Genomic DNA, 11296 nt, shown 5'->3' with positions numbered 1-11296 from the left:
CGGCTCGTCGGCGCTGCTGGCGATCCTGGCACTCGTCGAGGCCCAATTGACGGGAGGGATCGACCAGACCACCGTCGCACTCAACCCGTCGCGCTCGGATATCGCCTGGATCGATGCGGCTCGCCAGGCGATATCCGTGGTGCGCCTCGCTGGGATGGCAGTGCTTGCGGGATACCTGTTGTGGCGCAGCGGGATCCGCCTCACGGTGGTCGGCTTGACCCGACGCCCCGCCCGCGGGGATGTGCCCTACGGTCTGGGCCTGGCCGCCCTGATCGGACTGCCCGGCCTCGGACTGGTGGTCCTCGCGCACGCGGTGGGGATGAACGCAGCCCTGGTCCCCGGCGACACCGACGGCCCGTGGTGGCAGATCCCGATGCTGATCGCCATTGCTATCGGGAACGCGGTGGCCGAGGAGGTCGTCGTCGTCGCCTATCTGCTCGTCCGCCTGCGCCAGCTCGGACTGCGCGATGCCTCCGCGCTCGCGTCCAGCGCACTGCTGCGGGGGAGCTACCACCTCTACCAGGGCATCGGCGGTGGACTGGGGAACGTTGTGATGGGGCTGGTGTTCGGGCGCTTCTATCAGCGCACCGGACGGCTGTGGCCGCTCGTGATCGCCCACGCAGTCATCGACGTCGTCGCTTTCGTTGGGTTCCTTCTCATCGGGGACCGGCTGGGAATCAGCGAGCTACGGAAGTAACGGCACCACTAAAGTGCGCCGTAGTCACAGTCCGTGGAGCAACCAGGCCAGCCACATGCCCCCGCCGCACGCCAGGGTTGCCGCGACCCACGTGCCGAGCACGTTGACGAGAGCCAACCGGTTCTCGCCGCGCCGAGCCAATGCGACGGTCTCGAAGCTTGCCGTCGAAAAGGTGGTGAAACCACCGCAAAAGCCGGTGCCGACGATCAGCGCCAGGGTCGACGGTGCGCTGGCGAACAGGACCAGGCCGGTGATGAGGCCCAGCAACGCCGAGCCGACGATGTTGATCCCGATGGTCGCCAGGGGCAGCTGCGCGGTCACCCGGGCTTTCGTCGCCGCATCGACGAGGTAGCGCAGCAGCGAGCCCGCACCGCCCGCCGCGTAGGCCGCGACCGTCCACGCGTTCATTGCGGTGTCTCCGGGTCGACGATCGCCGGTTCGGCCAGCTCGGTCCGGGGCGCGAGCCGGGCGCCGACGGCGAGCCCGGCAACCGTGCCGATTGCCCCGACCAGCAGCGTCGCCCCGCCGTAGCCCAGCGCCAGCGGCAGATGACCGTCGCGGATCAGCAGCACCTGCTCGTCGGCGAATGTGCTGTATGTCGTGAACCCGCCGCACAGTCCGGTACCGCCGAACAGCCGGATCCGGCGGGCCGTCTCGTCGGGCAGTCGTGACGAGGCGAGGTACTCCAGCAGCGCTCCGAGAACAAACGCGCCGACGAAGTTGATGGCGAACGTTGCCAGCGGCCAGCGCCCGGATTCGGTGGGGACGGCTTGTTCGAGGTGTAACCGCGCGGCAGTACCGGCGGCGCCGCCGACAAGCACCAGGACCAAGCCGGGGGAGTCGCGAAGGACGGGGCGCAGGCGTGTCATCGGTGCGGCGTTCCTTTCGTGGCCAGGTGATTCCGGGCAGCCGGAATCGATCGTTGACCAGGAACTATCAGCCGCAGCGGCGGGTCGGGCGTCGGGCGCCCCGGCGAGATCCATCACCTCGGCGGCGCATGCGCACCGCCGAGACCAGTATACGGCTAACCTGAGACCGTGCCCGTGATCGCCTACTTCGGTCCCGCCGGAACCTTTACCGAAATGGCGGCCAAGCGCTTCGTCGAAACCGGGGCGGGTCCGTTGGCGGGCGTCGCCGCCGGTGACGTTTCGTGGCTGTCGCTGGGGAGCCCGGTCGCGGTCATCGAGTCGGTTCGTTCCGGCGCCGCCGACATCGGCTGTGTGCCCGTCGAAAGTTCGCTGGAGGGCTCGGTCCCCGCGACGATGGATGCGCTGGTCCCGGAAACCGAGGCCGATCGGGTCCAGATCTTCGCTGAGACGGTCCTCGACATCGCCTTCACCATCGCCGCGGCGCAGTCAGTCGCCGCCGCTGACGTCGCGACGATCGCCGCCTATCCCGTCGCGGCCGGTCAGGTGCGCGCGAGCCTGGCGGCGCTGTTCCCCAACGCCGAGGTCGTCCTCGCCTCATCGAACGCCGCGGCCGCAGCCGACGTTGCCGCCGGCCTCGCCGACGCGGCGGTCACCACCCCGGTCGCCGCGGAAGCCAACGGCCTGACGGTCCTGGCCGAGGGGGTCGCCGACAGTGACGACGCAGCAACCCGCTTTGTCTTGCTCGCCCGTCCGGGTCCGGTACCGGCCCGCACCGGCAAGGACCGCACCAGCGTCATCGTCGACCTCCCCAACCGTCCCGGCAGCCTGCTCGCGGCACTCGACGAGTTCGCCGCCCGCGGCATCGACCTGACCCGCATCGAGTCGCGGCCGCGTCGGGGTTCTGGGCCCCGGGTGCAGTACCGCTTCTACATCGATGCCGTCGGCCACCTCGACGACGCCGCCATCGGCGAGGCGCTTCGCGCGCTGCACCGCGACGTAGAGCGGGTCGTGTTCCTCGGATCGTGGCCGGTCGATGGCGCAAGCGGCACCCCGCCGCCCGACCACCGCGAGAGCGAGGCCTGGTTCGCCGCGTTGCGGGGCGGTATCGCTGGCGAGGCACCCTGATGGCGAGGCTGTACTTGGTCCGTCACGGCGAGACCACCTCCAATGTGATGAAGCGCCTCGACACGGCGATGCCGGGTGCCGCACTCACCGACTTCGGCGTTCGGCAAGCCGCGCGATTCGCGCTGGAGCGCCGCGTCGAGGCGGTCCAACCCCCGGTACTGATCTCCTCGCGCGCGGTGCGCGCGCAGCAGACTGCCGAAGTCATCGGTGGGCTGTGGGGAATTGACCCCGATGTCGCCGACGGGCTGCACGAGGTTCAGGCCGGCGATCTTGAGGACCGCTTCGACAAGGAGGCCTACGACACCTTCGCCTCCGTCGTGCAGCGCTGGCACCACGGCGAGACGGCGGTCCCGATACCCGGTGGTGAATCGCTCGACGACGTGGTGGCGCGCTACGTTCCGGCCATCGACGACATCGTGAGTCGCTACCTCGTCGGACCTGACGGCCGCGACGTCTACGTCGTCAGCCACGGCGCGGCGATTCGCCTGGTCGCCGCTCGATTGGCGCAGCTCGAGCCGGAATTCGCCGCCCGCAACTATCTGCTCAACACCGGTTCCGTCGAGCTCGGGTTCACCCCCGGTGCCGAGCAGCCGTGGACCGCACACCGCTGGGGTGAGCACGTGGCACCGTTCACCGCCAATGGTGCTGGCCCAGCCGACGATGACGAGAGCGTCGTCGATCCGATGGGCTAGGACCCGCGCGATCGCCGCCCGGTTATCCCCAGCCGTTGCGGTGGAGCCACTCGTCGTCGATGCCGAAGTGGTGGGCGACCTCGTGGATCACGGTGATGCGCACCTGCTCGCGCACCTCCTCTTCGGTCGCGCAGATGGCGAGGAGCGAGTCTCGGTAGATCGTGATGGTGTCCGGGAGGAAACCGCCGTAGTCGATCGTGCGTTCCGTCAGCGCCACGCCCTCATACAGGCCGAGGAGGTGCGGGTCCTCCGGGTGGCTGGGCTCGATGAGGATGACGACGTTCGACATCTCGCGGGTGAGCTCGGACGGGATCTCGTCGAGGGCGTCACCCACGAGGTTCTCGAACTCGCGGTGGCCGATCCGCATCCTTAACCGGCCGGCGCGGGCACTTCGGCCGGGTTTGGCGCGATACCCGGGGGCATCGGCACCGGTGTCGGGAGCGCGCGGCCCGGCGGTGCGGCCGGCGGCGGGGTCGGGATCTTGCCGTTGATCAACAGCTGCGCCCGGGCGTCGCCGACCAGCGTCGCAAAGCCGCCCTTGAAAGGCAGGCCCATGTAGCAGACCGCCTTGCGGCTGCCGGCGAGCCAGCCGATCTCCGACACCGTCGACCACTGGATGTTCAGGGTCGTCTTGTCGAACTTGTTCTTGCCGCCCATGAAGCGGTGCGCCTGGACCGGGCAGATCGGGGTGAGGAACTTGTTCTGCTCCTCAATGCCGGGCCACGGCTTGCCGGACGTTCGGGCGCCGAAGCGTGCCGACATGTCGATGAGGCCCGTCGTCTGAAACGCGTGCGGCTCGGCGCAATTCACCGGGAACGTCGGCTGGTGCGTCACCGGGTCGATGCCGATGCACGTTCCCGGTTGCCATTGCTGTGACTGGTCGAGCTCGGCGACCCGGCCGACGACCTCCATCTCGGTGCCGCCGACCCCCTGCTCGATCAGACCGCAGCGCATGTCGCGCTGACCCCGTTTCCACTGGGCCTCCGACGGGTAGATGAGGCTGGGCACGAAGCGGCCCTGCGGGTCGAAGCGGCCATCGAGATAACCCGCGACCAGGACCGGGCACTGCTCGGAGCGGATGACGGAGAACCTCTCCGGCCCGGGCCACTTCGCATCCGGGGCGAACTCGCCACCGGGGACGATCCGGCCGTCGACCGCAGCCGCCACCTCGAACCGATGGGGTTCGCTGCACTCGACCTTGGTCGGCGCACCGGGCTTGCCCTGCTCCCACTGCAGGCAGTCGCCCGCAGTGGATTGCGTGAAGGCATCCTGCGCCACGCGCTCGCCGACGCCGATCTTTGTGCCGCCGACTCGACCGGAACCCTCGATGAAACCACTCGCGTAAGCGGTGGTGGCCAGTGCGACCGAACCGACCACACCGGCGACGAGGATTACGCGCAGCGGATGGGTGACCAGGGCCGAGCGCCACCGACTCGCCCGGCCCGCCGGTGCGTCGTCGCTGGGCACCACGCCCGGGGCGGCGGTATCGGGCGTGGTGGTGCTGTTGGTGTCGGCGGACGGCGCGTCGGCGGGCTGCTCGTCGGGCATCGTGACCTCATCGTCGGAACTCATCCCCTCCATCATGCCTGCCCGGTGTGCCATGAGTAGGCTCTGGGAGGTGATCGACCTCAAGACTCTTCGCGACGACCCCGAATCGGTCCGCGAATCGCAGCGCATCCGAGGTGAGGATCCCGCACTCGTGGACCGCGCCCTCGACGCCGATGCCCGACGCCGCGCCGCGGTCGCCGAGGCGGACAATCTGCGCGCAGAGCAGAAGTCCCTCGGCAAACTCGTCGGCAAGGCAGCCGGTGAAGAGAAGGCGCAGTTGCTGGCGCGCGGCAAGGAACTCGCCGAGCAGGTGAAGGCGGCCGTCGCCGCCCAGAACGAGGCCGACGAGGAGGCGCACACCGTCCAGCGCGCGCTTTCCAACATCGTGGCGGGCGCGCCGGCAGGCGGGGAGGACGACTTCGTCCTCCTCGAGACCGTCGGGCAGCCGCGCGATATCGCCGACCCGAAGGACCACCTCGAACTCGGCGAGTCACTGGGCCTCATCGACATGGAGCGCGGCGCCAAAGTATCGGGCTCGCGGTTCTACTTCCTCACCGGCAACGGCGCGCTGCTACAGCTTGGGCTGTTGAATCTGGCCGCGCAGATGGCCGTGCGCAACGGTTTCGAACTGATGATCCCGCCGGTGCTCGTGCGCCCCGAGATCATGGGCGGCACCGGTTTCCTCGGCGCCCACGCCGACGAGGTCTACCACCTGCCCGACGACGACCTGTACCTCGTCGGGACGTCAGAGGTGCCGCTGGCCGGCTATCACAGCAACGAAATCATCGACCTGTCCGACGGGCCGAAGCGCTATGCCGGTTGGTCGAGCTGCTTCCGCCGGGAGGCCGGCAGCTACGGCAAGGACACCCGCGGCATCATCCGCGTGCACCAGTTCGACAAGGTCGAGGGCTTCGTCTACTGCCGACCGGAGGAGGCCCAGGCCGAGCACCTGCGGCTGCTCGGGTGGGAGCGCGAGATGCTCGACGCCATCGACGTGCCCTACCGGGTCATCGACATTGCCGGCGGAGACCTGGGCAGCTCGGCTGCCCGCAAGTTCGACTGCGAGGCGTGGGTGCCCACCCAGCAGACCTACCGCGAGTTGACCTCGACGTCGAACTGCACGACCTTCCAGGCGCGCCGCCTCTCGATCCGTTACCGCGACGAGAACGGCAAGCCGCAGACCGCCGCAACTCTCAACGGCACGCTGGCGACCACCCGGTGGATCGTCGCGATCCTCGAGAACCACCAGCAGCCGGATGGTTCGGTGGTCCTTCCTCCGGCGTTGGCGGCAAGCGTCGGCCGCGAAGTCCTCGAGCCCAAGCGATGAGCATCCGCACCTGCGCCTTGCTCGCCGTCGTACCGGCGTTGATCGCCGCGGCGATGGCGCTGCTGCCGTGGGTGTCGCTCGAGGACCGCGGTGTCCCGATGCGCTGGTCGGGCCTGGGGTTCTATCTCGGCGACGACATCGGCACCATCCCCGCAATCGTGCCGTTGGGCTGGGCAGTCGTGGTCGTCGCCTTCGAGGCGCTGTCCGTGCTTGGCCTGGCACTGTTCGCCACCGGCGGCCAGTGGCAGTCGGCGATCCGCTGGTTCTTCTTCGGACTGGCGGCGCTCGCGGCGGCAGTCGTCGTGATGCTCCTCGTCGCCGTGGCCGTCCCGTCGATGGTGTACGGCAACCTGTTCACCGACCTCGGCGCTTTCGCCGGTGTCGACGACTTGGTCGGCGGCCGCGATGTGCTGGTCCTCCCGACGATCCTGGGCGCTGTGTTCTGGCTGGTCGTCGTCGCGGTCGCAGCCGGAATCGGATTCCGGACCGCCGGTCACAGTGAGCGTTCCGAATGGGTCTAGGGCTCGCCGCCGCCATCGTGGCGGCGCTGGCCTACGGCCTCGCGTCCGTGCTGCAGGCCCGGGCCGCGGGCGACGAGGGGCCCTCCGACGGTAAGCCCACCCTGCGGTCCACCATCGCGACGATGCTGGCCCTGCCGTTCCTGCTGGGCATGGCCCTGGACGTGATTGGCTTCGTCGGCAACCTGATCGCCGATCGGGAATTGCCGCTGTTCCTGGCCCAGCCGATCGTCGCGGCCAGCTTGATCGTGACGGCGGTGGCCGCGGGCGTCTTCCTCCGCGTCGTGCTGTCGCGACGGGACAAGCTGGCCATCATCACCGTCGTCGTCGCGCTGGTCGTGCTGTCATCGGTCGCCGGACAGGAGGGTGATCTGGGGTCCGGCTGGGCCGGCGCGCACCACGCCGTGATGCACGGGGGTGTGCTCGTGGCCGCCGGTGTGCTGATCGTCGGCGGGTTGGTGCTGCTGAAGGCCTCGACCGGGCCGATGGTGGCGGCCGCGGCCGGCCTGACGGCTGGCGCGCTCTTCGGGGTGATGGCCACTTCCGTGCGCATCGTCGACGGGGTTGATCCGTTCGAGTTGCCGCACTTGCTGACCGACCCGGCCGCCTATGCGGTCGTCGTCGCCGGGGTCGGCGGCTTCTACCTGTTCACCGTGGCGCTACAGGCGGGTTCGGTTAATGCAGCGGCCGCCGCGCTGGTTGTCGGCGAGACCGTGATTCCCGGGGCCGTGGGCCTGACCCTTCTTGGCGATCAGATCCGCGCAGGGTGGGCGCCGGTGGCGGTGCTCGCCTTCATCCTGGCCGTGGCCGGTGCGGCCACCATCGCGCTGGGCCAGGTCGGCGAACTCGGGTAGGGGCGATCACCGCCCCCAGCCCGTGGTTAGACCAAATCGGCGTGGTGGCGGGCCGCGACGTCGGGATGGGCGCGCAGGCGGGCCTTGAGCATGTTCTCGCCGAAGGTGCCCGAGATCGGATTCGACGGATCCTCGGTCACGCCGGGGGCCTGCGCGGCTAGTGCCGGAGGGAGGTCGATTTTCGGCATCGTCGACGCCAGTGCCGGGTTGAAGAAGAACGGCACGGACAGTCGCTCGGTACCGGGCGGCGGGGACTGCACGCGGTGCATCGTCGCCTTCAGGTACCCGTCGGTGGCGAACTCCATCGCCTCGCCGATGTTCACGACGAAGGCGTCGTCCAACGGTGGCGCATCGATCCAGCGGTCGCCGAACTGCACCTGCAGGCCGCCCTTGCCGGGTTCGACGAGCAGCAGCGTCAAGACGCCCGGGTCCTTGTGTGCGCCGACACCTTGGCGGTCGGCGGACTCCTCGCGGCCGGGATAGCGGACCAGCTTGATCAGCGTCGACGGGTGGTGCGCGAAAGCCTCGTCGAACACGTCCTCGGGTGATCCGAGGGAAACCGCCCACTGCCGCATGAGGCGCAAACCCAATGCGCTGCAGCGGTCCTGCCAATCGGTGAGCACATCACGAAGCTCCGGTTGGGCGGGCGGCCACAGGTTGGGGCCGTCGAGGCGGAGGTAGGCAGGCGCCGTGGCCCGTGCATCGTCGTCGAGCGCCTCGTACTCGGCGGCCAGATCGATCTGTTCGCGCCAGTCGATCGCACCCTGTGTGTACTCGCCGCCGAAGCGGGTATATCCGCGGAAGTGTGGGCTGCGCAGCATCTCGACGGCAAACTTGTCGTCGTCGGGCAGCGCGAAGAAGTCGCGCGCTGTGGCAAAGAGCTCCTCACGCACGTCGCGGCCGATGCCGTGCCCGACGAGGTAGAAGAATCCGACCTCGTGGGTGGCCTGCAGCAGTGCATCGCGGAACGCTGCCTGGTCGGCCTCGTCGCCGTCGAGTAGGGACATATCGACCACGGGAAGGGTGGCGGGCCCGGACTCGGTCATGGCCTCAGCTCTCGGTGACGAGCTTCTGCGCCCGGATCTCGTGGCCCTTGGACGTCAGGCAGCGGCCCGACGCCAGGTCCCACTGCCAACCGTGCAGGTTGCAGGTGAGCTTGTCGCCCTCGATGACGCCGAACTTCTCCAGATCGGCCTTCAAGTGCGGGCAGCGGCGCTGCATTTCCCAGCCGTCCTTGCAGATCGACGCGGAGTCGTCGTGGGCCTCGGCGAACCAGCCGTCGGCGTAATGGATGCGCTCCTCGGTGAGGCACTTGAAGAAGGTGTAGAGGAACTCGTTGTAGCCGCCGACGCGCCACGTCGTAAACCGCGTCGAGAGGAAGATCGTGTTCACCCAGTCCGGCTCGTCGTCGCGCAGGACGGTGCGCACCAGTTCGGGTGCGATGCGGAAGCCGTAGCGGTATTTGCCGTCGCCCTCCTCGCGCATGCGCACGGTGCGATTGGGGAAGTCGAGGACAAAGGTTTCTTCCCCGACGACGAGCCCGACGGGGTAGCCGATGCCGTCGGAGATGAGGTCGGAATCCTTCATGATCGGCTCGAAGGTTTCCTTGAGCTGCGGGAGTAGCGGCTCGCCCTGCGCGGGTGCCCACGTCGCCTTCTCCGCGGCGATGATCGGCGCGAACTTCGCCTTCATCCGTTCCAGGTAGCCCTGTTTGTTCTCGCCGAAGACCTCGTCGGGTGGATACGGGTGGCTCAGCTCGACGAGATCGGAGCCGCGCAGCTCGACGGTCGACCCGGACACCATCATCAGGCCGCGGTGCTTCACACCGTCGTCGGTGCCGTGGGTCGTCATCTGCTCCAGGAACTCCGCCTGGTCGGGGAAGATCGACGCCTGGTCGGATTCGCTGCCGGTGTTGAAGTCGTTGAGGACGAACAGGTCGTCGTCGAGGAACATCGGCGGTCCGGCCGACGGCACCACCCACGTGGCGCCGACCTGCTCGATGTAGGACCGCGCCCGGTCCATGCCGCGCTGGCGCTTCTGCTTGGCGAAGTTGGCTTTCGACTTGCGGGGGATGTCGTAGACCATCGGGTACCAGATGGCGCCCGAGTACTGCAGCAGGTGGATGTCTACGTGGCCGAACTCCTCCGCGACGACGTCGAGGTCGATGGGACGGGCGTCGTTCATGTTGAAGCAGGTCGTCTCACCGTCGGAGACGATCAGGCCTGAGTCGCCGATCGGGCCGTCGGCGGGCGCGCGCAGCGCGATGATCATGACGTCGAGGTCACCCTTGGGACCGCTCACCCGGTGCTTCTGCGAATCGACGGTCTCGATGAACTTGGTGAAGCCCAGCGCCTCGAGTTCGCGTTTGAGGTCGGGCACCGGGTAGTCGGGGAGCAGGACCGTCGCGTCCTTGGAGACGTTCTCGCGCAGGTTCTTCTCGTCGAAGTGATCGCGGTGCAAGTGGCTGACGTAGAGGTAGTCGCACTGCCCGAGCTGGCGCCAGTCGAGTTCGGTGTTGTCGGGGAAGGGGATCCACGACGCGAAGTAGGCGGGGTTGACCCACGGGTCGCACAGGATGGAACCGGCCTTGGTCTGGATGTGGAACCCCGCGTGACCGACGCTGGTGATCTGCACTTGCTTGCCTTCCGAACTGATGGGCTGTGGCCGTCCACGGGGGACGGCACGTCCTTCGAGGATAAACGTCCCCCCGCCCGGAACTCGATTCCAGACGGGGGGACCTTGGTCGGGGACGAGCCCTCGGTCAGGCGCTGTGCCTCACTTCGGGGTCGGGATGCCGAACGCGCGGGCGAACGCGAGCTTGGCCTCGTCGATGAACCGGTGTGCCTCCGGGGGCAGCTTCACGTCGGGGATCTCCCGCGGCGGCGTGAGGGCGGACTGGTCCAGGCGCTGAACCGGAACCGCCTTGGAGGCGGGCTTGCTCGCGGTGATCGTGCGGGTCGCGGAGACGCCCTGGGCGTTAGCGCGCAGCATCCGGTTGTAGTACTGGGCGTCGGCGACGCCCTCGTTGTAGCCGCGGACCGCGCCACTGACGGCGCCGATCACGCCGCCGATCACGACGCCGGCCAAACCGCCGGCGGCGGCACCAATCCCGACTCCGACGAGCACCATGGGGATGGTCAGGGTTCCACCGCTGATGACGCTGGCCAGGGCCGCGACGATGCCACCGAGGGTGCCGCCGATAGCGGCGCCGGCGATACCGCCGTACACCGCACCCAGACCGACGCCGGCCGATGCGCCGTCACCGGCGTACTGCATCCCCCACTGCACCTCATTGGCGTACCGGGGACCACCGGCGACCTTCTTCGGGGCGGGCTTGGCGGTGAGCACGATCGGCGTCGGGGCGGCGGGTCCGGCCATGCCGACCGGGGCGAGTGACACGACGATCATCATCTGGTTGCCCGGGACCGACGGCGCGACGCTGCGCGCGGGTGCCTGCGCCGCGTGGACAGGCTTGGCCGCGGCCGCGATCGGGCCCGACGCGCCGCTGCGCCTCGAGCGCCTGGCCGCGGGCTACCGGCTGCAGCTTGCGCTTGGCGCCGAGCTGGCCGAGTTCGAGGATGCCAGCGCGGAGGGCTGCTATGCGCTCGGGCTGCTTGCTGTGCTTGCGGGCTGAGCCGGGCGCCCCCGTGCCCCTGCGAGGGCGTT

Annotated in this window: 14 protein-coding genes; 7 read left to right on the top strand and 7 right to left on the bottom strand. The window is 68.9% G+C overall.

Going from position 1 to position 11296, the window contains the following annotated elements; all coding sequences use genetic code 11:
• A partial coding sequence (locus B4L26_RS02365; protein ID WP_290715383.1) for a CPBP family intramembrane glutamic endopeptidase occupies positions 1–697 on the top strand: 697 nt, incomplete at its 5' end.
• 24 nt (positions 698–721) lie between these two features.
• On the opposite strand, the gene crcB is transcribed toward B4L26_RS02365, so the two are convergent.
• Positions 722–1105, bottom strand: coding sequence for a fluoride efflux transporter CrcB (crcB, locus tag B4L26_RS02360; RefSeq protein ID WP_290715380.1), 384 nt, complete (start codon positions 1103–1105; stop codon positions 722–724).
• Complete coding sequence (locus B4L26_RS02355) at positions 1102–1566, bottom strand: fluoride efflux transporter FluC (protein ID WP_290715378.1); 465 nt, start codon at positions 1564–1566, stop codon at positions 1102–1104. The genes crcB and B4L26_RS02355 overlap by 4 nt, the downstream gene beginning before the upstream one ends.
• Positions 1567–1734: 168 nt before the next feature.
• Here B4L26_RS02355 and pheA point away from each other — a divergent pair, with 168 nt between their 5' ends.
• Positions 1735–2691 carry a prephenate dehydratase gene (gene pheA / locus B4L26_RS02350; protein WP_290715376.1) on the top strand — a complete coding sequence of 319 codons (957 nt, stop codon included), beginning with the start codon at positions 1735–1737 and terminating at the stop codon, positions 2689–2691.
• Positions 2691–3383 carry a histidine phosphatase family protein gene (locus tag B4L26_RS02345; RefSeq protein ID WP_290715374.1) on the top strand — a complete coding sequence of 231 codons (693 nt, stop codon included), beginning with the start codon at positions 2691–2693 and terminating at the stop codon, positions 3381–3383. Before pheA ends, B4L26_RS02345 begins: the two co-directional genes overlap by 1 nt.
• Before the next feature lie 22 nt (positions 3384–3405).
• Here B4L26_RS02345 and B4L26_RS02340 read toward each other — a convergent pair whose 3' ends face one another.
• Positions 3406–3750, bottom strand: a complete 345-nt coding sequence (locus tag B4L26_RS02340) for a metallopeptidase family protein (protein WP_290715371.1) — start codon at positions 3748–3750, stop codon at positions 3406–3408.
• A 2-nt stretch (positions 3751–3752) separates the two neighbouring features.
• Positions 3753–4955, bottom strand: coding sequence for a septum formation family protein (locus tag B4L26_RS02335; protein ID WP_290715369.1), 1203 nt, complete (start codon positions 4953–4955; stop codon positions 3753–3755).
• Positions 4956–5001: 46 nt separating this feature from the next.
• On the opposite strand from B4L26_RS02335, the gene serS reads away from it, so the two are divergent.
• Genes serS through B4L26_RS02320 form a run of 3 tightly spaced genes read left to right on the top strand, consistent with a single transcriptional unit; the run spans position 5002 to position 7630 of the window.
• On the top strand, positions 5002–6258 hold the full coding sequence (gene serS, locus B4L26_RS02330; RefSeq protein ID WP_290715366.1) for a serine--tRNA ligase: 1257 nt from the start codon (positions 5002–5004) through the stop codon (positions 6256–6258).
• A complete protein-coding gene (locus tag B4L26_RS02325; protein WP_290715363.1) occupies positions 6255–6779 on the top strand; it encodes a hypothetical protein in 525 nt (174 codons plus the stop codon). Before serS ends, B4L26_RS02325 begins: the two co-directional genes overlap by 4 nt.
• Positions 6770–7630, top strand: a complete 861-nt coding sequence (locus tag B4L26_RS02320; RefSeq protein ID WP_290715360.1) for a hypothetical protein — start codon at positions 6770–6772, stop codon at positions 7628–7630. The genes B4L26_RS02325 and B4L26_RS02320 overlap by 10 nt, the downstream gene beginning before the upstream one ends.
• Before the next feature lie 26 nt (positions 7631–7656).
• On the opposite strand, the gene B4L26_RS02315 is transcribed toward B4L26_RS02320, so the two are convergent.
• The 3 genes from B4L26_RS02315 to B4L26_RS02305 all read right to left on the bottom strand — a co-directional run bounded on the left by B4L26_RS02315 (position 7657) and on the right by B4L26_RS02305 (position 11029).
• Complete coding sequence (locus tag B4L26_RS02315; RefSeq protein ID WP_290715358.1) at positions 7657–8676, bottom strand: isopenicillin N synthase family dioxygenase; 1020 nt, start codon at positions 8674–8676, stop codon at positions 7657–7659.
• Positions 8677–8680: 4 nt separating this feature from the next.
• The gene (locus tag B4L26_RS02310) at positions 8681–10264 is read right to left on the bottom strand and encodes a Rieske 2Fe-2S domain-containing protein (protein ID WP_290715356.1); all 1584 of its coding nucleotides are present in this window, start codon (positions 10262–10264) and stop codon (positions 8681–8683) included.
• 141 nt (positions 10265–10405) lie between these two features.
• The gene (locus tag B4L26_RS02305) at positions 10406–11029 is read right to left on the bottom strand and encodes a hypothetical protein (RefSeq protein ID WP_290715354.1); all 624 of its coding nucleotides are present in this window, start codon (positions 11027–11029) and stop codon (positions 10406–10408) included.
• Between B4L26_RS02305 and B4L26_RS02300 the strand changes: the two genes are divergently transcribed.
• Positions 11007–11264, top strand: a complete 258-nt coding sequence (locus B4L26_RS02300) for a hypothetical protein (protein WP_290715352.1) — start codon at positions 11007–11009, stop codon at positions 11262–11264. The genes B4L26_RS02305 and B4L26_RS02300 overlap by 23 nt on opposite strands.
• The last annotated feature ends 32 nt before the right edge of the window (positions 11265–11296 follow it).

Source organism: Gordonia sp. UBA7599 (genome assembly GCA_002477755.1).
Taxonomy (GTDB): domain Bacteria; phylum Actinomycetota; class Actinomycetes; order Mycobacteriales; family Mycobacteriaceae; genus Gordonia.
The sequence above is the reverse complement of the archived record's forward strand: the minus strand, read 5'-3'. Positions and strand labels throughout refer to the sequence as shown.

Excerpts from the sequence above, each read along its gene's own strand:
- crcB (WP_290715380.1), bottom strand. The coding sequence starts at position 1,105 with ATGAACGCGTGGACGGTCGCGGCCTACGCGGCGGGCGGTGCGGGCTCG.
- B4L26_RS02355 (WP_290715378.1), bottom strand. The coding sequence starts at position 1,566 with ATGACACGCCTGCGCCCCGTCCTTCGCGACTCCCCCGGCTTGGTCCTG.
- B4L26_RS02345 (WP_290715374.1), top strand. The coding sequence starts at position 2,691 with ATGGCGAGGCTGTACTTGGTCCGTCACGGCGAGACCACCTCCAATGTG.
- B4L26_RS02340 (WP_290715371.1), bottom strand. The coding sequence starts at position 3,750 with ATGCGGATCGGCCACCGCGAGTTCGAGAACCTCGTGGGTGACGCCCTC.
- B4L26_RS02335 (WP_290715369.1), bottom strand. The coding sequence starts at position 4,955 with ATGAGTTCCGACGATGAGGTCACGATGCCCGACGAGCAGCCCGCCGAC.
- B4L26_RS02325 (WP_290715363.1), top strand. The coding sequence starts at position 6,255 with ATGAGCATCCGCACCTGCGCCTTGCTCGCCGTCGTACCGGCGTTGATC.
- B4L26_RS02320 (WP_290715360.1), top strand. The coding sequence starts at position 6,770 with ATGGGTCTAGGGCTCGCCGCCGCCATCGTGGCGGCGCTGGCCTACGGC.
- B4L26_RS02315 (WP_290715358.1), bottom strand. The coding sequence starts at position 8,676 with ATGACCGAGTCCGGGCCCGCCACCCTTCCCGTGGTCGATATGTCCCTA.
- B4L26_RS02300 (WP_290715352.1), top strand. The coding sequence starts at position 11,007 with ATGCCGACCGGGGCGAGTGACACGACGATCATCATCTGGTTGCCCGGG.